Annotated in this window: 21 protein-coding genes; 12 read left to right on the forward strand and 9 right to left on the reverse strand. The window is 64.8% G+C overall.

Translation table 11 applies throughout. The annotated features are described in order from the left end of the window. Positions 1-134: 134 nt before the first annotated feature. The 3 genes from IPM18_05030 to IPM18_05040 are packed head-to-tail and all read left to right on the forward strand — an operon-like array spanning position 135 to position 2089. Positions 135-332, forward strand: coding sequence for a histone H1 (locus IPM18_05030; GenBank protein MBK9118955.1), 198 nt, complete (start codon positions 135-137; stop codon positions 330-332). 52 nt (positions 333-384) lie between these two features. Next, entirely contained in the window at positions 385-858 is a 474-nt protein-coding gene (locus IPM18_05035; GenBank protein ID MBK9118956.1) for a beta-hydroxyacyl-ACP dehydratase, read from the forward strand. Between the two features lie 43 nt (positions 859-901). Then, entirely contained in the window at positions 902-2089 is a 1188-nt protein-coding gene (locus IPM18_05040; protein MBK9118957.1) for a hypothetical protein, read from the forward strand. A gap of 448 nt (positions 2090-2537) precedes the next feature. Here IPM18_05040 and IPM18_05045 read toward each other — a convergent pair whose 3' ends face one another. Both IPM18_05045 and IPM18_05050 read right to left on the reverse strand, forming a co-directional pair. Beyond that, positions 2538-3863, reverse strand: a complete 1326-nt coding sequence (locus IPM18_05045; protein MBK9118958.1) for a nucleotide sugar dehydrogenase — start codon at positions 3861-3863, stop codon at positions 2538-2540. Positions 3864-4232: 369 nt separating this feature from the next. Further along, positions 4233-4403 (reverse strand): hypothetical protein, encoded by a 171-nt coding sequence (locus IPM18_05050; GenBank protein MBK9118959.1) that lies wholly within the window; start codon positions 4401-4403, stop codon positions 4233-4235. 344 nt (positions 4404-4747) lie between these two features. Between IPM18_05050 and IPM18_05055 the strand changes: the two genes are divergently transcribed. Then, a complete protein-coding gene (locus tag IPM18_05055; GenBank protein MBK9118960.1) occupies positions 4748-4900 on the forward strand; it encodes a hypothetical protein in 153 nt (50 codons plus the stop codon). Positions 4901-4993: 93 nt separating this feature from the next. Here the strand turns inward: IPM18_05055 and IPM18_05060 are convergent, their stop codons facing one another. Then, positions 4994-5773, reverse strand: a complete 780-nt coding sequence (locus IPM18_05060) for an SPOR domain-containing protein (GenBank protein MBK9118961.1) — start codon at positions 5771-5773, stop codon at positions 4994-4996. A 124-nt stretch (positions 5774-5897) separates the two neighbouring features. On the opposite strand from IPM18_05060, the gene mtnA reads away from it, so the two are divergent. The 6 genes from mtnA to IPM18_05090 all read left to right on the forward strand — a co-directional run bounded on the left by mtnA (position 5898) and on the right by IPM18_05090 (position 10667). Continuing rightward, complete coding sequence (mtnA, locus tag IPM18_05065) at positions 5898-6998, forward strand: S-methyl-5-thioribose-1-phosphate isomerase (GenBank protein MBK9118962.1); 1101 nt, start codon at positions 5898-5900, stop codon at positions 6996-6998. A gap of 200 nt (positions 6999-7198) precedes the next feature. Further along, positions 7199-7420 (forward strand): hypothetical protein, encoded by a 222-nt coding sequence (locus IPM18_05070; GenBank protein MBK9118963.1) that lies wholly within the window; start codon positions 7199-7201, stop codon positions 7418-7420. Between the two features lie 23 nt (positions 7421-7443). Next, complete coding sequence (locus IPM18_05075) at positions 7444-7710, forward strand: hypothetical protein (protein MBK9118964.1); 267 nt, start codon at positions 7444-7446, stop codon at positions 7708-7710. A gap of 125 nt (positions 7711-7835) precedes the next feature. Beyond that, the gene (locus IPM18_05080; GenBank protein ID MBK9118965.1) at positions 7836-8603 is read left to right on the forward strand and encodes a (Fe-S)-binding protein; all 768 of its coding nucleotides are present in this window, start codon (positions 7836-7838) and stop codon (positions 8601-8603) included. Next, entirely contained in the window at positions 8600-9991 is a 1392-nt protein-coding gene (locus tag IPM18_05085) for an iron-sulfur cluster-binding protein (GenBank protein MBK9118966.1), read from the forward strand. The genes IPM18_05080 and IPM18_05085 overlap by 4 nt, the downstream gene beginning before the upstream one ends. Continuing rightward, positions 9981-10667, forward strand: a complete 687-nt coding sequence (locus IPM18_05090) for a lactate utilization protein (GenBank protein MBK9118967.1) — start codon at positions 9981-9983, stop codon at positions 10665-10667. The genes IPM18_05085 and IPM18_05090 overlap by 11 nt, the downstream gene beginning before the upstream one ends. A gap of 42 nt (positions 10668-10709) precedes the next feature. Here IPM18_05090 and IPM18_05095 read toward each other — a convergent pair whose 3' ends face one another. The 5 genes from IPM18_05095 to IPM18_05115 all read right to left on the reverse strand — a co-directional run bounded on the left by IPM18_05095 (position 10710) and on the right by IPM18_05115 (position 16715). After that, positions 10710-12221, reverse strand: coding sequence for a UbiD family decarboxylase (locus tag IPM18_05095; protein ID MBK9118968.1), 1512 nt, complete (start codon positions 12219-12221; stop codon positions 10710-10712). Between the two features lie 87 nt (positions 12222-12308). Next, positions 12309-13943 carry a tetratricopeptide repeat protein gene (locus tag IPM18_05100; protein MBK9118969.1) on the reverse strand — a complete coding sequence of 545 codons (1635 nt, stop codon included), beginning with the start codon at positions 13941-13943 and terminating at the stop codon, positions 12309-12311. Between the two features lie 62 nt (positions 13944-14005). Then, the gene (locus tag IPM18_05105; GenBank protein ID MBK9118970.1) at positions 14006-14461 is read right to left on the reverse strand and encodes a hypothetical protein; all 456 of its coding nucleotides are present in this window, start codon (positions 14459-14461) and stop codon (positions 14006-14008) included. A 7-nt stretch (positions 14462-14468) separates the two neighbouring features. Continuing rightward, positions 14469-15407 (reverse strand): DnaJ domain-containing protein, encoded by a 939-nt coding sequence (locus tag IPM18_05110; GenBank protein ID MBK9118971.1) that lies wholly within the window; start codon positions 15405-15407, stop codon positions 14469-14471. 72 nt (positions 15408-15479) lie between these two features. Further along, a complete protein-coding gene (locus IPM18_05115; GenBank protein ID MBK9118972.1) occupies positions 15480-16715 on the reverse strand; it encodes a redoxin family protein in 1236 nt (411 codons plus the stop codon). Positions 16716-16947: 232 nt separating this feature from the next. Between IPM18_05115 and IPM18_05120 the strand changes: the two genes are divergently transcribed. Next, positions 16948-18501, forward strand: coding sequence for a sugar ABC transporter ATP-binding protein (locus tag IPM18_05120; protein ID MBK9118973.1), 1554 nt, complete (start codon positions 16948-16950; stop codon positions 18499-18501). A 91-nt stretch (positions 18502-18592) separates the two neighbouring features. On the opposite strand, the gene IPM18_05125 is transcribed toward IPM18_05120, so the two are convergent. Continuing rightward, complete coding sequence (locus IPM18_05125) at positions 18593-19420, reverse strand: hypothetical protein (protein ID MBK9118974.1); 828 nt, start codon at positions 19418-19420, stop codon at positions 18593-18595. A 141-nt stretch (positions 19421-19561) separates the two neighbouring features. Between IPM18_05125 and IPM18_05130 the strand changes: the two genes are divergently transcribed. Beyond that, positions 19562-19927, forward strand: a complete 366-nt coding sequence (locus tag IPM18_05130) for a cytoplasmic protein (protein ID MBK9118975.1) — start codon at positions 19562-19564, stop codon at positions 19925-19927. Positions 19928-19996 lie beyond the last annotated feature (69 nt).

Below are 19996 nucleotides of genomic sequence, written 5' to 3' on the forward strand. Positions count from 1 at the left end.
TCCACTGGTGCTAGAAAACGCGAACTTGCGGCCGGGAATCCGTTCCCGTCGCAGTCGGACCCGCCCCAAATGGTCACAGATCGGCCGGGGGACTGTGCGTAAGCAGCCGTCCCGCAGCGGCCCTGGAGATTCGCATGGACGAGTACAACAAGCTCAGGCAGCTCGTGGATGAGGCCCAGGAAGACGTCTTCAAGGCCATGGGTGGGAACAAGGCCGCCGGTACCCGCGTGCGCAAGATCATGCAGGAGATCAAGAACATGGCCCAGGAGGTCCGCAAGAAGGTCCTCGACATCCGCACCACCGAGGATGCTGCCGGCCCACCCTCCGCCTGACGTCTGTACATGGCTGCATCAGAGCTTGCAAGCGCGCAGCCCTAGGACCTCTATGCCCCCACCGCTTTTGCTGAATCCTGCGACCCTCGACCTGTCGCAGGTACTGGCCGATCGTGACGCGATTGCCGCCGTCAATCCGCACCGCTTTGAGTTCGCCCTGCTCGATGCGGTCGTTCTGATGGACTATGAGAACAAGCTGTTCGCCGGTTACCTGGATGTAAAGCTGGACGCATTCTGGGTGCGCGGACACATCCCCGGTCGACCGCTGCTGCCGGGAGTCCTCATGATCGAGGCCGCCGCCCAACTGGCGAGTTTCGGCCACAAAATGCTCTTTAAGCAAGACTTGTTCGTCGGCTTTGCAGGTGTGGATGGAGCGCGTTTTCGTGGTGTGGTTGCACCACCGGCCCGGCTAGTCCTTGTGGGTCGTGGATTGAAGATGTCACCGCGCCGCATGGTTTGCGCCATGCAGGCGTTCGTGAACGACGCGCTCGTCTTCGAGTGCGAGATCACCGGCCTGCAGGTGTAGTCACAGATTCGCGACCACGCTCCCTCACCGACCGCGGACTGCGATGACTGCGATCGACCCACCGGCCGAGACTTTTCGCCAGGCGGCACTGCCCGATCACCACGTGTGGCCGGCGCGCCCAACAAGCACAGATCTCGCCAAACTGCCCAATGTCCCCGCCATCTACCTGCTTGAGGCCGCCGACGCCACACCCATTCAGTTGGCGACGACGCAGGCACTCCGCCGCTTGCTCATCAGCCGTCTGGCTGAAGAACCTCCGACCAGCGGTCGGGCAGACCTGTCCGAAATCGCGCGCGGCGTGCGCTGGCGCGCCCTGAGCACCGCTTTTGAAGGCCGCTGGTGGTATTACCGACTCGCCCGCGCCATCTATCCCCGCGACTACCGTACCCTCATCAGTTTCGGCCCAGCTTGGTTCCTGGGTGTGGATTTCAACCGTGCCGTGCCCGAGTTGCGCGTCACCGAGCGCTTCACACTCACGCCCGGTGATTGTCTCGGACCCTGGCCAACACACGCCGCGGCCCAGGAGGCGCTCACCGGCCTTTGGGATCTATTCGACCTCTGTCGTTATCCCGCGGAGGTGCGCCGAACTCCGCATGGGAAGCGCTGCGCTTACGCCGAGATGGGACGCTGCGATGCTCCCTGTGATGGCAGCGTACCACTTGCACCGTACGTCGAGCGCTGCCGCGCTGCCTGGGAATTCGCCTGCGGCGGCGTAACGCACTGGCTCACCGCCGCCGAGGCCGAGATGCGCAACGCGGCCGCGGCACAGGCGTACGAGCGCGCCGCGCAACTCAAGCAACAACTCGTGTTCGCGCGCCGCTGGGCACAGCACTGGACACCGGTCATAAGAACCGCAAGTAACTTCTGCGATGCCGCCGCACTGCCGGTAGTACGTCGCAAAGCGTGGAAGCTGCTGCTGTTTCGCGCGGGCGAGATCAGCGCAGGCCCGATCGTGCCGAACCGCAAACTCGCGCAGTCCGCACCACTCTGGTTCAAGCAGGCGTGCCGCACGGAATCCTGTGCAGCCGGCACCGAGCTTGAGTTCGATCCGCAAGAGCGCACAGAGCAAGCATGGCTCTGGAGCCACCTGCTCTTCAGCCGTGAACGAGCGAAAGCCCTTGTGCACCCCCTTCCGGATGGCGTTCCAAGCCCGGACTTTGCACAGACCTGGCAGGCACTACACGCCTCCTATCGCCCTCCGACAGAATCCCCGGATCAGTACAGTGATTGAGCGCGTGGCCGCTCTTCGAGATACGTGGGGAAATCCGCGCTTGATTTGACTCCCCGGTAAGCGTGGGGAATACTTAATGGGAACGGAGCGCACCGCACTTCTGTGGAGTGTGGCAGGTCGTTGCCGCATCCAGCGGTATCCGTCTGAAATGCAGCAGTTTCCTTGAAACTCCCACCAGGGAGGGTCCGTGTGCCCTTCGGGCGCATGGTGTGATTGTGAGAGCCGGATCGGCCACCGATCCTGACGTGAGAACCGCCGCGTCGCGGGGCGAAGCTGCCCGCGGGAGGAAATAAGGCGGAACGGACTCACGCATGAGGATCCTTACCGATCCGGCATTTTTTTGCCTGGTGGCATCGCCGGTTGTGACTGCGCATGCGCTACCAGATCACCCTTGTAGCATGTCACACCGGGATCCGCACTGCCGGCGCGTCCCGCGTTCGCACGGGCGTTACGCTTTGATCACCTTGTTCGCCGACCGCTTCTTCGACCCCATCGCGTTGCGGGTATCCACAATCAGGGCGGCGTTGGCGGCGACAAGGTCGTAGTCAATCCGCGAGTGATCGGTCGAAATCAGCACGCAGTCGTACTTCTGGAGATTCGCGGCGGTGAGCGGCACACTCTTCATGTGCGTGATGTTGTGCTCGCGCATCTCCTTGGCCACCGGGATGTGCGGGTCGTGGTAATCCACTTTCGCGCCGCGCGCCTGCAGCAGCTCGATCAGCGTGACGGACGGGCTCTCGCGCACATCGTCGACATCCTTCTTGTACGCGAGGCCGAGGATCAGCACCTTGGCGCCCTTGAGCGCCTTGCCCCGGTCGTTGAGTGCCTCCATCACCCGTAGAACTACGTAATCCGGCATGTGCGTATTGATCTCACCCGCCAGCTCGATGAAGCGCGTCGGCATGTTGTATTCGCGCGCCTTCCACGAAAGATAGAAGGGATCGATTGGGATGCAGTGCCCGCCGAGCCCCGGACCCGGGTAGAAGGCCTGAAAACCAAACGGCTTCGTCTTCGCGGCCGCAATCACCTCCCAGACATCGATGTCCATGCGGTCAAAGAGCATCTTCAGCTCGTTGACCAGCGCGATGTTGACGCACCGGTACACGTTCTCCACGATTTTGCAGGCCTCGGCTACCTCGGCTTTACCGACCGGTACGATGGTTTCGAGTGCCAGCGCGTAGAGCGCTGCGGCCAGCTTGCCGCTGGTCGGAGTCACGCCACCCACCACCTTCGGAATCTGGCGTGTGGTGATATCCGTGCGCCCCGGATCCTCGCGCTCCGGCGAGAACGCAAGAAAATAATCCTGGTCAATCTTCAGACCGGTCGCATCGAGCATTGGCTTACAGATCTCGCGCGTCGTACCGGGATAAGTGGTCGACTCGAGGATGATCAATTGCCCCGGCCGCAGCCGCTTGGCGATATCGGCTGTGGTGGCACGCACGTAGGTCATATCGGGTTCACGCATCTTGTCGAGTGGCGTGGGCACCGCGATCATGATCGCGTCCGGCTCGCCCAGGCGACCCATATCGGCAGTGGGCTCAAACAGCCCCTTCTTGATCTGCTCCTGAAAGTATTTGCCCGGCAGGTGTTCGATGTAGGTCTTCCCCGCCTTGAGCATCTTGACCTTGCGCTCATCAACGTCGAAGCCCATCATCCGCACGCCGGAGTTGCAGAACTCCCGAACAAGGGGCAGCCCGACGTAGCCCAAACCCATCACACCTACAAGCACCGACCGGTCCTGAATCTTCTTTGACAGGGCTTCCGAGGTCTTCATGGAATCTCCAGCAGCGCCAGCCACCGTACTGGGCGTCGCCAACTCGGCGGCGCGCCGATTCTCCGCACACCGCCGACGCCGCAACGGGGGCGCCCGTTCGGTGTGGAACGAACTTATACCTGATCGGCGAACGCGGCGGCAGGGCTGGAGCATGCTGCATTCACGGCGCGCCGACCTGCACCCGTTGTACCCCCCTTCCCACCATTCCCCTCCCCGATCAAACGCAAGGGCCGCTCATCCTGGTAAAACACCGAGACAAGCGGCCTTTGACATTTTCCAGCCGATGACGCGTAGCGTCACCGGACCGTGCTCGGCGGAAGTGTCAATGCGACACTTCTTCCGGGCGCAGTGCTGACCAGACTCAGTCCCTTAGAAGGGGCCGCCCGGCCAAACGCCGAAGAGCTGGTCGAACGAGGCGGCAATACCGGCGAGATCCGCCACAAAGCGGAACGTCTGCCAGAGGCCACCGCCACCGCAGCCGAACTGGAACAGGATCGGCGCAACACTGACACCCAGGAGCACCTTCTTGAAACTCGTCATCTGCTCTCTCCTTCAGAGATCGCGGGGCACGACCCCACAGTGACCAAACTTGACCGCTGCCTGGACGGCACCGCGTAGGCAGACGATCGCCAATACCTTGGGGGAGTAGTATATGGGCGGGCCAATAGACTTCAAGCGGTTTATCGCTCCGAGTGACAAGTTTTTTTTCTGAAGCTCTCGTTTTCCAAAAACCAAGGTGACGGTTTTTCGTCATCTCAGCAGAATTCCACTACACCTTCGCATTGACGGTCTGCACCGCTCTCGATACGTTTTCTGGAACTGTGCTGCGCAATTCGCCACGTTGACGCGATGTCTCATGTCCAAAGCTTCTTAGGAGAAACCACATGAAGAAATCGTTGCTTCTGTTGGCCGCCACCCCCGTTCTCTTCCAGCTTGGCTGCGGTGGTTCGTGGTGGCAGTCTGCTTTCTGGGTTGCGTTCGGGATCGCCGAAATTACCCAATACGTGGCTGCGCTCGATCAGCTCAGCATCATCTAACCACTACCCTCTGCACCCCATCGCAGTTCACAGGCCGGCACTGGCCCGGGGTCAGGCCGGCCTGATTCTTGCATCACATTCCCAGCAAAAGATTTACGGCCAAAAAACGGCCTGTGGAATATGCCCACGCACGCGCGCCAGCGCGAGCTTGGCCGCGGCGTAGTTGTAGTACTGCCCTTCCAGGACCACGTAGAACGTCTCACCACCACGGGGCTCTGGCCGCACATACGCGCGCAATCCACGCCGGCCAAGGTCTGCAACCATCTGTTCGGCATTCTGTCGCTGGGAAAAAACACCGCACTGCACGGCAAAATGCTCCGCATTCAGGCGCACCCTTCGCCGGGCCAGCTCCCCGTAAGCCCCGCTGCCGTACCGAGAAGCCACCTGGTCAAAGCGGGTGCGGGCCTCGCGCCACCGTCCGGCGCGCTCGTAGCACAACCCCACGCGATACAGCAGTGCATCCCGCGGCGGTGTTTCCGGCATGCGCTCCACGGCGGTCAGTAACAACCTGGCCGCCACATCCCATTGCTCATCCTCGAAAAAGAGCACACCGAGGGCCGCGTGGGGTTGCCAGGATAGGTCACCCGATCCCGTGTGCTGTGTGGCGAACTGCAGGTCAGCGTACGCTTCGGTCCGCCGCCCCAGCAGCGCCAAGGCCATACCGCGCACATAACGCGCCCGGGACGCTTCGGCGGGTTTCGCCTGTGCGAGGTAGGCATCCAGATCAGAAACCGCTTGGCCATACTGCTTCGCGCGAAACGCCCGCTCACCATCCACCAGCCGGGTCTCGACCGACACCGTCGACTGCGGACAACCGGTCAGACCAAGCACGAGCAGCCCGAGGACGGCGACACAACCCATTCGCCTGCGCATTCGTAAGGTGAACCCTGTGAACATGCCCGCAAACTACCATGCTCGCCGGTGCCGTGCCACCTCCAGAGCCGGGAAGGGCACAAGACGAGTTTCCCGCCCGCCCCCCATCTGTTACAACGTACACATGCACACTTCGGATGCGCACCCGACACTTGCGAGCCCTGGTCTTCATCCTGCGGGATTGCCCGAGACCCTTGCCTGGGTGGGAGGGTCCGAGGGCCACCTGCGACTGCTCGATCAGACCCGCCTACCGTCTGAAGTCGTGTTTCTCGAGTGCAAAACGGCCGAAGACGTCTGGAACGCCATTCGTGTCCTGAGCGTACGTGGCGCCCCTGCCATCGGGGTGGCTGCGGCCTTCGGTCTCGTGCTTGGCCTACGGCCCAATCGCGAACAGCCGCGCGCTGCTTTTCTGGCACACCTCGACACGGTCAGTGCCTACCTCCGGGGTTGCCGACCCACAGCGGTGAATCTTGCCTGGGCGCTGGGAGAGATGCGGCTACACGCCTTCGCCACACCGGGAAACGGCGCCGCCCTCTGGCTGAGCTTGTGGCAATTCGCTCAACACCTCGCTGCGCAGGATGCCGCAACCTGCCGCCGGATCGGTGAATTCGGCGCTCCCCTCATCCCTGACGGTGGTGGCGTGCTCACGCACTGCAACGCAGGCGCGCTTGCAACCGTGGCCTACGGGACCGCGCTGGCGGCGCTCTATGTCGCGCATGAGCAGGGCAAACGGTTCCGCGTGTACGCCGATGAAACCCGCCCATTGCTCCAGGGTGCACGGCTGACCGCTTTTGAACTCGCCGCCGCAGGTCTGGATGTCACCGTGCTGTGTGACCATGCCGCCGCCAGTCTCATGCAGTCCGGCCAGGTACAAGCCGTGATTGTCGGAGCAGATCGAATCGCAGCGAACGGCGACGTTGCCAACAAGATCGGGACCTATACCGTAGCTCTTGCGGCCCAACGGCACGGAATACCGTTTTATGTGGCCGCACCGCGCAGCACTTTTGACCTATCCCTCGCGACTGGGGCCGGGATTCCGATCGAGCAGCGGGCGGCCGAAGAAGTGACTCACTTCGCCGGTTTGTCCACCGCGCCGGCGGGCGTGGGGGTCTATAACCCCGCATTTGATGTGACGCCTGCCGAGCTCATCACAGCCCTGGTGACGGAACGGGGCCTGATTCAGCCCCCCGCTGCCGACGTGATCCGTACCCTGCTGGGGCCCTGATGGTGGAGCGGACTCGCCACGGATTCTTGGGATCGTACGGGAGCACGTGCCCCCCAGCGCCTTAACCCGTTGATCGGATGAATGTTACAATTCTGGGCCTGTCACACTCCACCCCTGCCGCGCCCTTGATGCCCCGCTTGGCGGGACCGTATACTTCGCGCACTCGTGACTTGAGTGCGTTCGCCAGAGGAGTGCCTCCGATGTCGATCTTCCGTAACCGACGGCTGCTCGCTGCGCTGGTGTGTGTCAGCACGGGCGTCGTCTTCCAGTTCACCCCGGCCTGTACCCAATTCGCTGTTCCGGTCGGAGTGCAGGCCTTCAACTTCTGCTCCGTCCTGAACTGCACGGGCGGTTCCTTCTTCAACCTGTGCAGCCCTGTGCCGATCCTGGCCGACTGCCCCAACATCGTAGTTCCCGAGTAAGCAACCCGATCCGGGAGACTGTCATGCGCCGTCTTCATACCACGCTCCTCCGCACGCTCCCGCTTGCGGCCCTGCTGGGCACGTGTTTCCAGGGTGGCTGTGGCGTCCTGCGTTACGTCAACAATTTCAATCCGTGCGGAACGATCCTCAATTGCGATCCCGTCGCATATCGCTTCATCACCTCGGGGTATCAGGGCCCCGGTGTGAATATCGACATTGATCCTGCCTGCACGTTCCCGCCTTTCTGCGACGGGGATCCCTTCGTGGGCGGCGGCGGCGCGGGCGGCTAATCTTCCCGCTCGAAGATTGACAGAACTTTCGCGAGAATTCACCCACGGCACCGCACTCTCCGGTGCCGTGCGATTTCGGGGTTCTCCGCCTACAATGCCGGCCCACTGCGGGAGCGTGCGCCAGCATGAACGTCGCCCTCTTTGTGACCTGTCTCACGGATACATTCTTCCCGCGCGCCGGGGAGGCGGTTGTTCGTGTCCTGCGGCACTACGGCTGCCAGGTGTCATTCCCCGCTGCCCAGACCTGCTGCGGACAGCCCGCCTACAACAGCGGCTTCCATAACGAGGCGCGCCGACTTGCCGCGCATCTCGTGGACGTTTTCACCGCACACCCCTGTGATTGCATTGTGACGCCTTCGGCCTCGTGCGCCGCCATGGTGCAGCACCACGGACCGGAGTTGCTCGCCGGTGACCCACACCGCGCGGCAGCCGCCCAGGCCGTTGCCGGACGCACATTTGAATTCGGGCGCTTTCTGCGTGAGCGTTTGCAGGTCGATATCGCCGCCGCCTTGCAGTGGCGGGAGCCCGTGACGTTTCATTACCCGTGTCACGCGCGCGATTCGTACAGCCCGGCCGAACTCCAGGCGTGGCTGACGCCGCCCCTGTGCGGCAGTACGAACTCCGGAGCCCCACTCCGCCTGCCGCTGCATGTAGACCAGTGCTGCGGTTTCGGCGGCCTGTTCTCGGTGGATTACCCGGAGGTCAGCGGAGCCATGCTCGCCGAGAAGCTCGACGGTCTGGCCGCAACCGGGGCACGGCTGGTCGTCTGCAACGAAGCCGCTTGCGCTCTGCAACTCGCTGGCGGCGCTCATCGCCGCGGACTGCCGCTGCGCTTTCAACACCTCGCCGAGTGTCTGGCCGAAGCGCTTGGCCTGATGGAGCCCGAAGCATGAGTGGCGGCTTGCAGGACCGCATGGCCGCCGCCACACGCGACAAGCGTGTCATCGGCGCGATCCGTCTCGCCACCTGGCGCAAGGTCGAGAAGCGCGAGACGGCCCTGGCGTCACTGCCCCACGCCGACGACCTGCGCGCCCGGGCCGCCCAGATCCGTCGCCACACGATCGAGCACCTCCCGCGCTATCTCGGCCAGTTCGCCGAACGTGTCGCGGCCGCCGGAGGGCACGTGCATTTTGCGGCGAACGCCGCAGTGGCCTGCCAGATCATCACGAAACTGGCCGCGGCGCGTACCCTGCGGCTCGCCGTGAAATCCAAGAGCATGACGTCGGAGGAGATTCATCTGAACGCCGCGCTCGAGGCGCAGGGCGTCCAGGTGGTGGAAACGGACCTTGGCGAGTTCATCGTCCAGATTGACCGCGACCGGCCGAGCCACATCATCACGCCGATCATTCACAAAGATCGCAAGCAGGTCGCCGAGGCGATGGTGCGGGAACTGGGCTGTGAATACAGCGAGGACCCCCAGGTACTCAGCATGATCGCGCGCCACCACTTGCGCGACATTTTCCGCCGTTGCGATCTGGGTATCAGTGGCGTCAACTTCGGCATCGCCGAGAGCGGAACGCTCTGCCTCATCACCAACGAGGGCAACGGGCGGCTCACCACTACGCGCCCGCGCGTGCATGTCGCCCTGATGGGAATCGAAAAGGTGATTCCACGGCTCACCGACCTGCCCGTCTTCCTGAAGCTGATTTCCCGCGCCAGCGGCGGCCAGGCCATGAGCGTATACACCACGCTCATCACCGGCCCGCGTAAACCGTCCGATCGCGACGGCCCCGAGGAATTGCACGTCGTCATCATGGACAACGGGCGCAGCGGGATCCTCAACGGTCCCGCCGCGGAAGTATTGAACTGTATTCGCTGTGGCGCCTGCCTGAATGCCTGCCCGGTCTACCGCAACACGGGTGGGCATGCGTACGACAGCGTTTACCCCGGCCCGATCGGCGCGCTCATCACGCCGCTGCTCTTCGGCCCCGCGCACGCCGAGCTTCCGCGGGCCTCGAGCCTGTGCGGGGCGTGCAAGGTGGCGTGCCCCGTGAACATCGACATCCCCGCGCTGCTTGTGCGGCTGCGGCATCTGTCGCGCGGGCAACAGCCGTGGTCCAAACGCCTGCTGATGCAGCTCTGGTCGCGGGCGATGTCCTCGCCGACCCTCTACCGCTGGGGGCAATACCTGCTGCGCGGGATCGTCGCGGACGACGGCACGGGCTGGGCGACCCGTGGCCCCGGACCGCTTGGGGCTTGGACGACCCAACGCGACTTGCTCCGCCCGGCCGCTCGTTCTTTCCGCGAACGCTGGCGCGAGGAACTCCGCGATGACGCCTGATCCCGCTGCAGGGGCCTCACATGGCACCGTCGACCCCGCGTTTGTGCAGTTCGTCGCACAGCTTCAGCCGCCGCCGGCGAACGACACACCACTTCCCCAACAGCCCCTCGATGAACTCCGCGCTCTGGCCCCCGACTCCGACCTCGTCCAGCGCTTCACCGCCGCTGCGACCGAGGGTGGCTGGCAGGTGCATGGCGCCACCGCCACCACACTTGCGGAGGTAATCGCCGGAATCCTGCCACCGCCAGATGCGGGCCATCTTGTGCTTGAGCCGCTAAGCGCCAGCGCGCTCGATGACGAGCGGGCGGCAGCACTTCAGAATTTGCTCACGGCGCGCGGTTACGACCTGCGTCGCGGGCACGACGACCCCACGCTGTTCGACTCGGCGGCGGCGATCACTGGTGTACGGGCCGCGATCGCCGAGAATGGCATGATCGTCGTCCACTCCGGTCCCCAGACCGCGCGTGGCATGTCGCTGATACCCCCCATTCACGTGGCAATCATCGCCACCCACCAAATCATGGCTGACCTGTTCGACTACTTCGCCACGCTTGCTCCACCGCTGCCGACCAACATCACGTTCATCACCGGTCCGAGCAAGACCGCCGATATCGAGGGCGTGCTCGTCACCGGCATTCACGGACCACGGACGGTACATGCCGTGCTCGTGACCTGACCGGAACCCCGGAGACGGGGCCGGTCCCGGGGTCGGAAGACGCTACGGCTCCAGGCCGTATTCGGCCCAGCGAACGGTGACCAGCCGCTTGATCTCCGCGGACATTTCGATCTCGGGCGGCCAAGGGCGGACCTGGCCTTCGCCGGGAATCTTGCGCGTCGCGTCGATGCCCATCTTGCTGCCGGTGCCACACTCGGGGGTGGCGTGGTCGAGGATGTCCAGCGGGCCACGTACGAACTCGATGTCGCGCTGCGGGTCGACGTTCGCGCACAAGTGGAACAGCACCTCCTCCTCATTCTGCACATCCACGTGCTCATCAACGACGACGATCATCTTCGTCAGCGCCATCTGGCCCGCGCCCCAAATCGCGTGCATCACCCGCCGCGCCTGGTAGGGATACTCCTTGCGGATCTTGACGAATGCGCAGTTGTGAAAGCACCCGAACCGCGGCAGGTTGTAGTCCAGGATGTCTGGCACAAGCATCTGGAGCATCGGCAGGAAAATGCGCTCCGTGGCCTTGCCCAGCCAGTAGTCCTCCTGCGGTGGCTTACCGACGATCGTAGTCGGGTAAATCGCGCCCCGCCGGTGCGTAATCGCTGTGACGTGCAGGCGCGGGAAGTAGTCCGGCAGCGAATAGAATCCCGTGTGGTCGCCGAACGGCCCTTCCACGATCGGCTCTTCGGCCGGGTCGAGGTAACCCTCGATCACGATTTCGGCCGTCGCCGGAACTTCGATCTCCGGTTGGGTAACGGCGGGGACCAGTTCGAGTGCCCGTCCCTGGAGAAAGCCGCCGAAGAGGCACTCGTCGATCCCGGGCGGCAGCGGACAGGTGGCCGCATAGGGCATGATCGCGGGCCCGCCGAGTGCGATCGCAAGCGGCATGCGCCGGCCGAGGTCCCGATAGCGGCGGAAGTGTCGCGCCCCGTCGTGGTGCATGTGCCAGTGCATGGCCGCTGTGCGAGGGCCGAAGATCTGCACGCGGTACATGCCAACATTGCGATCGCCGGTCTCGGGGTGCTTGGTGAAAATCGCCCCGAGCGTGATGTAACGGCCGGGTTCAATGCCGTCGCTCGGCGGGGCGACCAGTGGGCTGCCGCACGCGGCGGGGTCGCCGTCGAACGGCCAGCATTTCAGGATCGGGAGCTTGCGGAGGTCGGCGTCCTCGCGGAGAACCACTTCCTGGCAAAGGCCACGCTTCACGATACGCGGCGGAAGACTGCCGAGTTGAGCGAGTTCGGGCAGCTTCCGCAGCTTCTGCATGAGGGTGGTGGGAATTTCGGGTTTGAGAATGTTCTTCACACGGGCGGCGATTTCGTCGAAATCCGAACAGCCGAACGCGAGGCCCATGCGCTCTTTCGTACCGTACGTGTTGATGAGCACAGGAAAGGTGCTGCCGCGGACGCGCTCGAAGAGCAGGGCCGGCCCACCGGCCTTGGTCACGCGGTCGGTGATTTCGGCAATCTCGAGCAGGGGATCCACCTCGACACGGATGCGCCGGAGCCAGCCGCGCTGCTCGAGTTCCACAATGAATGTCTGCAAGTCCGCCGCCGGCACGCGCCCTTCCTTTCTTAGCTCATCTCGCCGCTCGATCCTGGCCGCCCAGGGTGCACCGCTCCACACGCCGTTTCGCCGGTCGCCACGCTATTCCGTGCCGGGTGGCGGAGCGTCCGGCACCGCTGGCGCAGTTTCCGGTGCGTCTTCGGCCGGCTCAAGTAGATAGGCACCGCCCTCGAGCAAGGTCTCCATCTCCGCGGGCGGGATCAGCCGCGTGAGCACATCGGTCTGGCGCGCCTCGTTCAGGTACTCCGGGGCCAACCGCAGTGCCTCCCGCAGGGCATCGATGGCCGCATTCGGCTGCGTGACTTTCGCATGCGCGATCGCGGCGAGGAAATAGGCCCGGGCACGTCGGGAGTTGATCTCCAAGGCCCGTTGCAGCGAATCGAGCGCCGGGGCGATCTGCCCCTCGGCGATGTCCAGTGTTGCCAGCATCTCCCACGCTGGGGCGAACTCCGCCGCGCCCGCCAGGGCATTGCGCAGATGCATGCGGGCCAGTTGGGGCTGGCCGTTTCGCGCCTCCAGCAGTCCCAGTTGGTAATGCGCTTCCGGCCTCCCGGGATCGTTGCGCGCGATTTGCTCGAGGGCGGCGCGGGCGGTATCGAACTGCCGCGCCGTGGTGAGCGTCACGCCGCGCCACAGCTCGATGTCGTAGCGGTCGGGGCGCGGCCAAGGCCAGACCGGGTCCACGCTTCCGCGTGCCGGCGTCTCTTCCAGCAGCCCATCAAGGATCGCGAGGGCCTCGACGGTGCGGCCCTGGTGAGCCAGAGCAAGGGCGGTCAGAAAGCTGTGCTCCGGCGCCAGCGGACCGCCGATGTTGTCGAGCCCCGCGAGTGCCGCATCGAGGACCCGCCAACGCTCCAGTCCCGCGGCCACGCGTCCGAGCAGCAGGCGATCGTAGGCCGGCAGTTCCGGCAGTCGCGGCACGAGCGCCACGAGCACCTCATCGGCGGTGGCGGGTTCATCGGTCACATACAGCCCGACTGCGAGCAGGGCATCGACAATCGGCAGGCCGTCGGCACGCTCAACCAGTTGCAGGGTCGTGGTAAACGCTTCCTGCACCTGGCGCCGCGCCAGCAGGGCCCGGATGCGCGCCGCCGAGTACTCGACGAGGAGATCGCCGCCCGCGGACGCCCGTTGCGCGAAGGCCCGCGCAGCACGTTCACGGCCGATGAGCTGCGCCACCGCTGCAAGTTGCCCGCAAACCTCAGGCGACCACTCGGCGTACGCCAGGTGTGGTTCGGTTGAGCGGATGAGGAGATTGGCAGCTTCGACATCGAGGATGTCCGCCGGTGTGCTCCGGGTGGGTTGGGCGATGCGGGCAAGTTGGGCGCGCAGCTCTGTTTCGGCGGGAGCGGCAGAGGCCTCAGGTTCGGCCGGGGCGAGCGGTGGCGTGCCGGTGACCGAATCCTCCGGGTCCGTTTCTTCCGTGGGGGGCAGGGTCGCGAATTCGCTCGGGGCGCGCCCCGGCGCCATGAGGAGCTGCTGCCCGACAATGCGTTCGAGGTTGCGCAGTCGCTCCTCGACCATTTCCGCGCGGGTGTGGGCGAGCTGAACCCGTTCCAGCGCGCTCCGCAGCGCCGACTCCTGGCGCGTAAGCTGTCCACGAATCAGAATGCCGCTGGCGATCATGAGGACGGCGAGCAGCAGCGTGCTTGCGAGCCAGAAAATGTACAGTCGTTCGACGGCATCGCGGCGTCCGCGCGGTTCTGTATCCGGCATGGTGTTCTCCAGGTCGGCAGCCCGGCCCACGGTGGTTGCGCCGTGGCCGACCTACGGAAACTTTACCCGGGACGCTCCGGTTCGTCCGAGGGGGGGTCGCCGAGATCGTCCGAAGGCGCATCCGGCGGTCCGGCCTGGTCCTTGTCCGGCGGGGAGGGATCGGCCGCGGAGATTTCCTCGTCGCTCAGGCGGTACTGGCTCCAGGCGTCCACATACTCCGTCGGCTTGCCGCCCACGCGCGTGCGTAGCAGCATCTGCCCGGCGTGCATGACGAGGTAGGTCCCAAGCACGAACAGCAGAATCAGCAAGGCCGACAGCACGAGCAGCAGCAGCATGTTCAGCAACTGGCGGTTCTGCCGTGCCAGGATCTCTTCGTCATCTTCCGTACCCAGGAGGGTCGGCGGCAACAGTCCGGCATTCAGATAGTAGTAAACCGCGCCGACGACCATGAACAGGAGTACGGAGAGCACAACGATGAGGATCAGTCGGCTGCGTGTTTCGCGGGACATGGCCGCCATGAATGCCTCAGTTCTGCCAGTGCGGCCCTTCACGCGGCCGCTCCGAAAGTTCCTTCTCCAGCGCATGAAGCAACTCGCGGGCCCGCTCCGTGAGCGCCTTAGGCGCGTGGATCTTCACCACGGCGTAAAGATCACCGGTGCGGCCGGTGTGCGGATCACGAACCCCGGCACCACGCAGTCGGAGGCGTGTGCCGCTGGAAGTTCCTGGGGGAACCTTGAGGACTGAACGGCCGGCCAGTGTCGGAATCTCAATCTGGGTGCCGAGGGCGGCCTCGGTGAATGTCAACGGCAGGTCGAGGTACAGATCGTGGCCTTCGCGGCGCAAATAGGCATGGGGAAGGATGCGGCAGCGAATCAGGAGATCGCCGCGACCACTGGGGCCGTCCTGGCCTTTGCCGCGCACTCGAATGCGCTGGCCGTCGGTCACACCTGCCGGCACCTTGAACCGGATGTGCTCGGGTTCGCTGCCGGCGTGACCGGTGCTGAGCGCCACATCGCGAACGGTGCCGCGCAGGGCCTCCTCAAGAGTGATTTCAATGGTGTGCTCAAGGTCCGCACCGCGTACGGTGGAGCGGCGGCCGCTGCGAAAGCTGGTCGACCCACGACTGAAGAACTGCTCAAAAATACTGCTCAGGTCGCCAAAGGAATCGAAGTTGAACGGCATCCCCTCGGCGCCGGCATGCGCGCCGTCCTGGGCCCAGGTGCGAACATCGGGCGCAGGCCCGCCGGCACCGAAGCGATCATACTGAGCGCGGCGCTCCGGGTCACCGAGCACTTCGTAAGCCGCCTGTATCTGCTTGAACCGCTCACCGGCCGCAGCCGCATTCTGCGGGTTGTGATCCGGGTGATGTTGCTTGGCGAGGCGGCGATAGGCGCGCTTGATCTCCTCGGGGGTCGCCGTCCGACTGACGCCGAGAATTTCATACGGATCCTTGGTCGTGGGCATACCACTCCGTAAACTGCAGCCCCGGCCGGTGAACCGCACTCAGGGGACGACCGTGGACCGCAAGCTGCTCTGTCAGTACATCTCGGAGAGCCGGCGGGCGGCTTCATCCGCCCAGGACGTCTCAGGGTACTCGTCGAGAATCTCGCGGTATAAGGCCCGGGCGCGCTCCAGATTACCGGTTCTGGCAAATGACTCGGCCTGACTGATCAGACGGCGACAGTGCGGGGCCGAGGTAAAATCCCGCACGAGCCGCATCACCCGGGGGTTCTGCTCCATCCGGTTCCGGACGGTGCGGGCCTTCTCCGCGGCCTCCGAGTCACCATAGTCATTGGTGATCGTATCCAGGGCCTGCCATGCCGGACCGAAGCGGCGCTCACGCACATCGCGCAGGACACGTGCCAGCAAGGCCTCGGCCTGCCGCGCACCTTCGTGCGAGGTGAGCACCTCGGCGATCTCCTTATACCGAGTCCGCAGGGTCCGCAGTTTACGGGTCGCCGTACGGCCGACTTCCGTCCCACGGAACTCGCGGCTGACTTCGAACAGGAAGGCCACCGCTTCATCCCAGCGCTTTTCCTCGATCGCCCATTCGGCCTGCGCGAAGCGGTCACGCCCCAGGGCGTCGATCAGGTCCAGGTAGTCCTGGCAGCGGGCTTTGAGCGGATCGCCGCTTAAAGCAAGTTCATACGCCCGCCCGGCGGACTCATAAGCCCGTCGGAAGGCGTCCTGGCGCAGCAACTGGCGTGCTTCCTTCAGGTAGCTCTCCGCCCGGATCGCGTTTTCAGGGTGCGTGCGCGTCGGCGGCTTCTCGTTGTGTACCCGGCCAATCGCCTCGACCAGCGCCATGCCGCCACCCTGGTCCGGCCAGCCGGAGTATGCGATCTTCCCCTCTGTATCGATCACTACCACGCGTGGATAGCCGATCAGATCGAACTCCTCGACGGTCTTCTTCGCGCCCGTTGCCACCGGGAAGAACACTTTCTCACGCCGTAACATCTCCTCGACCGACGCCCGATCCGCATCCGTTACGCCGATGAGCACCACCCCCGCATCCCGGCCGTACCGCGAGGCGTTCACCAGTACCATCAACGGCATCACGCTCTCGCCCCCGGGATGCCACGACACCCAGAAGAATAATACCACGATCCGCCCGCGGTGCTCGGCCAGCGAGACCGGCTCACCCTTCGGGTGGGTATTGAGCCATTCGCGGGCCTCGATGTCGGGGGCATAGGCACCCTTGGGCAGGTCCGCTCGTCCGACCTGGATTCCCAGCAGAGTCGCGAGAACTAGCACGCCGCATGTGTACTTCATCACAGCACCTCCGTCGTCCCGGTTGAGCCGCACGCCCAACGGCTCCGCGCCGGGATTGGACCCGGCGCCGCGACGAGTTCCGTTATACTCCCCACGCGCGCAAACACAAGCGCCACACTTGCTTGCCACCGGGAGAACCGTCTTGGGGCGGTCGGCTGTACCACCCCGGACAGACCGCATCGAACGGTTCGCCAGCCAGTGCCTCCGTGGCGCCGCACCCCGGAGTTCGAGCATGTTCGCCAGCCATCCCGATGATTGTACGCTCCTCGAAATGCGTAACATCACCAAGTCGTTTGACGGCGTACCCGTTCTCCTCGGGGTGAACTTCGACCTCCGTGCGGGTGAGGTCCACGCCCTGGTCGGAGAAAATGGGGCCGGCAAGAGCACGCTCATCAAAGTCCTCGCCGGAGTGCATCGCGACTGGGGAGGGGACGTATGGTTACGCGGTCGAACGGTGCGATTCTCCGGGCCACGGGCGGCGTCCCAGGCCGGCGTGGCCGTGATTCATCAGGAGTTGGCCCTCGTGCCAGGGCTCACGGTGGCAGAAAACCTCTTCCTCGGCCGTGAGCCGCGCACCCCGTGGGGTACGCTCAATCGCCACACTATGGACACCCGTGCCGCTGCGGTGCTGCAAGAAGACCTCGGCATACAAGTAGACCCGCGGGGGCTGGCAGGAGCGCTTCCGCTGGCGACCCGCCAGGTACTTGAAATCGCCAAGGCGCTGCTCATCTACGATGACGGTACGAGCCGCGGGGCCGGGCTGCTTGTGCTCGATGAACCCACCAGTGCCCTGTCTGACGAGGAAGCCCGGCGGCTCTTCGCCATCATCCGTCGTCTGCGGGAGCGCGGCGCCGGTGTCGTGTACGTGTCGCACCGCATGGAGGAGATCTACGCCCTGGCAGACCGAATCACCGTGCTCCGCGATGGGCGCCAAGTCTGTACCGCCACTCCGGCCGAACTGCCACCCGATGAGCTGGTCGCCCGAATGGTCGGCCGCACTTTCGCCGCCCCTACTGCCCGGCAGGATGCCGCCACCGGACCGGTCCGCCTGGAGGTTCGCAGTGTGGCGCTGCGGTCGGCTGACGGGCGCCGCACGGCCCTCCATGACATCGAACTCGTGGTCCGCGCCGGAGAGATGGTCGGCCTCACCGGCTTGCTGGGCAGTGGCGCCAGCGAACTGCTCGGCGCCATCTACGGCCGGTACGGCCGGCTGGACAGCGGTCAGATTCTGGTCGATGGGGTGCCCGTGCGCAACCTTGTTCCGCGGACAGCACTAGCGCGCGGTATCGCCCTGCTGACGAACGATCGACAGGCCAGCGGGCTGGTGTTGCCCCTTTCGGTGCTGGCTAACGTTACGCTCGCAGCCCTGCCGGAGTGCACCCGTGTCGGGCTGCTCAGGTCCGCCCGAGAGCGCGCCATCTACGCGGCTTCGGCGGGGCGTTTGGCCGTGAAAACACCCTCGATCCACGCGGCGGTCCGCACGTTATCCGGCGGCAACCAGCAGAAGGTGCTGCTGGCACGCTGGCTTGCCACGCGGCCCCTGGTATTGCTACTGGACGAGCCGACCCGTGGCATTGATGTCGCGGCCAAGGCAGAAATCTACGCCCTGCTCCGGGCACTCGCGCGAGACGGAGTCGGCCTCGTCATCTGCACCAGCGAGCTGCCCGAGTTGCTGGCGCTCGCGGATCGCGTGCTCGTCCTGCGGCGCGGGCGGATAGTGACGGAATTACCGCGCGGCATGGCGACGCAGGAAACGGTGCTGCATGCTGCGATGGGCGGGGAGTAGCGACGGGCAACCTCGCAACAAAGAGCGTGTCGCGGGGCACAGCGGGCTGATGCTGCCAGCGGGTCGACCGCATTGTCCGCAGTGGTTCGTTTTATGCCGTGTCGATGTAGAAGTAGTTGGCGAGAGACAGGAACACGCGCTTGGTGAGCACCTTTCCCAGCAGCAAGTAGCACAGCAACAGGGCCAGGACTGAGATACCAAAGCGCCAAAAAGCCCTGTTAAGAAAGGGATTTCCGCGCCTTGGCAACTCCACGAGATGCCGCGCACGGATCGCCGCATAGACACATAGACCCATGATTACTTTCGCGGGTAGAAGGAAGAGCAGCGCTCCCCAAATGTCGTCGAGGCAGGGTATCAGCGCCGTGCCCAACGACGGCAGGAACACAATGGCGGGCAACAAGAACAGGAGCGCGCGGACCCGCGCCCATCGATCGGAGGCCATCCGCATAGCTGCGGCGAGCGGCACGGCGTAATAACACGCGATGAACGTCCAATACACGAGAATGCGTGGCGCAACGAAGAAGAGTGCATCCAGGACCGCGGCGCGCGGGCTGACCATGTGTCGGACGATGATACCAGCGCTGACCAAGACGACCGACGCCAGATAGATCCACAACGATCCAGCCAGGGCCGCAAGCACCGCTCGCCCGAGCGACCCGCGCGGGTCGAGCTGCGTGAACACCCAGTGGGGCCGCGTCAGTCCGTGGAGCATGTCCACGAGCCCGGCCCCAAGCACCTGGTGCGGCTGCCAGGGGTCAACGCGGTCCATGCGGGCCGGCAGGTATTCGCGCAGGATGCCGCCGTGCCAGTCTTCCGCCGGGAAGGTCAACCCGCACTCCGGGCAGCGCGGCTCCACCTGCGCCCGCAGGTCATAGCGGCAGCGTGGGCAGCTCCGGGGGCGGTCGGCGACAGCGGCCATGTGGGCAGCTTAACCCGCGCAGCAGACGCAGGTCACGGGGGCGCTGCATTGATACGGTCCGGCGTGGGTCGGCGGCACTCCTCGCGGAGGAAGTCATGGCCGGTCACAATACGCGGACAGGCGTGGTTGGGATGGTGCCGGATGTCCGAGGTGGAAGAGTTTCTGAGCGAGCCGCTCAAGCCGCTGGCGGGTACGTTCGATGCCGCCGCGATGGCGACGGGCATGCCGGGGCTTCCGGCCGGTTTTGTGTGGCGCGATCAGCCCTACGCGATCACGGGCGAACTCGAGGCGTGGAAGCACACGTCGGCCGAAGGCGGACGGGCCGGCGGGGAGCGCTACCTCCGAAGGCATTATTACCGGCTACGGATGTCGGACGACAGCGAGTGGACGGTTTACTTCGTCCGGCAGACGCCCCGCGGGGGCTCCCCGAAGACCCGTTGGTTCCTGTATAGTAAGCGTGGCGGAACTCCCTCCGCGGACCGCGGCGGGGTGCCCGCCCCGGTGTAACCGCGCAGCGCCGTGGCCTGAGAGTCCTGCGGCGCCATGTCGTAGAGCTGCGGTAACGGCGATCAGGCG

Source organism: Phycisphaerales bacterium (assembly GCA_016716475.1).
Taxonomy (GTDB): domain Bacteria; phylum Planctomycetota; class Phycisphaerae; order UBA1845; family Fen-1342; genus JADJWG01.

What these genes read in the sequence shown, in the direction of transcription:
- IPM18_05030 (MBK9118955.1), top strand. Translation starts at nt 135, where the DNA reads ATGGACGAGTACAACAAGCTCAGGCAGCTCGTGGATGAGGCCCAGGAA.
- IPM18_05035 (MBK9118956.1), top strand. Translation starts at nt 385, where the DNA reads ATGCCCCCACCGCTTTTGCTGAATCCTGCGACCCTCGACCTGTCGCAG.
- IPM18_05040 (MBK9118957.1), top strand. Translation starts at nt 902, where the DNA reads ATGACTGCGATCGACCCACCGGCCGAGACTTTTCGCCAGGCGGCACTG.
- IPM18_05045 (MBK9118958.1), bottom strand. Translation starts at nt 3,863, where the DNA reads ATGAAGACCTCGGAAGCCCTGTCAAAGAAGATTCAGGACCGGTCGGTG.
- IPM18_05050 (MBK9118959.1), bottom strand. Translation starts at nt 4,403, where the DNA reads ATGACGAGTTTCAAGAAGGTGCTCCTGGGTGTCAGTGTTGCGCCGATC.
- IPM18_05055 (MBK9118960.1), top strand. Translation starts at nt 4,748, where the DNA reads ATGAAGAAATCGTTGCTTCTGTTGGCCGCCACCCCCGTTCTCTTCCAG.
- IPM18_05060 (MBK9118961.1), bottom strand. Translation starts at nt 5,773, where the DNA reads ATGCGCAGGCGAATGGGTTGTGTCGCCGTCCTCGGGCTGCTCGTGCTT.
- mtnA (MBK9118962.1), top strand. Translation starts at nt 5,898, where the DNA reads ATGCACACTTCGGATGCGCACCCGACACTTGCGAGCCCTGGTCTTCAT.
- IPM18_05070 (MBK9118963.1), top strand. Translation starts at nt 7,199, where the DNA reads ATGTCGATCTTCCGTAACCGACGGCTGCTCGCTGCGCTGGTGTGTGTC.
- IPM18_05075 (MBK9118964.1), top strand. Translation starts at nt 7,444, where the DNA reads ATGCGCCGTCTTCATACCACGCTCCTCCGCACGCTCCCGCTTGCGGCC.
- IPM18_05080 (MBK9118965.1), top strand. Translation starts at nt 7,836, where the DNA reads ATGAACGTCGCCCTCTTTGTGACCTGTCTCACGGATACATTCTTCCCG.
- IPM18_05085 (MBK9118966.1), top strand. Translation starts at nt 8,600, where the DNA reads ATGAGTGGCGGCTTGCAGGACCGCATGGCCGCCGCCACACGCGACAAG.
- IPM18_05090 (MBK9118967.1), top strand. Translation starts at nt 9,981, where the DNA reads ATGACGCCTGATCCCGCTGCAGGGGCCTCACATGGCACCGTCGACCCC.
- IPM18_05100 (MBK9118969.1), bottom strand. Translation starts at nt 13,943, where the DNA reads ATGCCGGATACAGAACCGCGCGGACGCCGCGATGCCGTCGAACGACTG.
- IPM18_05105 (MBK9118970.1), bottom strand. Translation starts at nt 14,461, where the DNA reads ATGGCGGCCATGTCCCGCGAAACACGCAGCCGACTGATCCTCATCGTT.
- IPM18_05110 (MBK9118971.1), bottom strand. Translation starts at nt 15,407, where the DNA reads ATGCCCACGACCAAGGATCCGTATGAAATTCTCGGCGTCAGTCGGACG.
- IPM18_05115 (MBK9118972.1), bottom strand. Translation starts at nt 16,715, where the DNA reads ATGAAGTACACATGCGGCGTGCTAGTTCTCGCGACTCTGCTGGGAATC.
- IPM18_05120 (MBK9118973.1), top strand. Translation starts at nt 16,948, where the DNA reads ATGTTCGCCAGCCATCCCGATGATTGTACGCTCCTCGAAATGCGTAAC.
- IPM18_05125 (MBK9118974.1), bottom strand. Translation starts at nt 19,420, where the DNA reads ATGGCCGCTGTCGCCGACCGCCCCCGGAGCTGCCCACGCTGCCGCTAT.
- IPM18_05130 (MBK9118975.1), top strand. Translation starts at nt 19,562, where the DNA reads ATGTCCGAGGTGGAAGAGTTTCTGAGCGAGCCGCTCAAGCCGCTGGCG.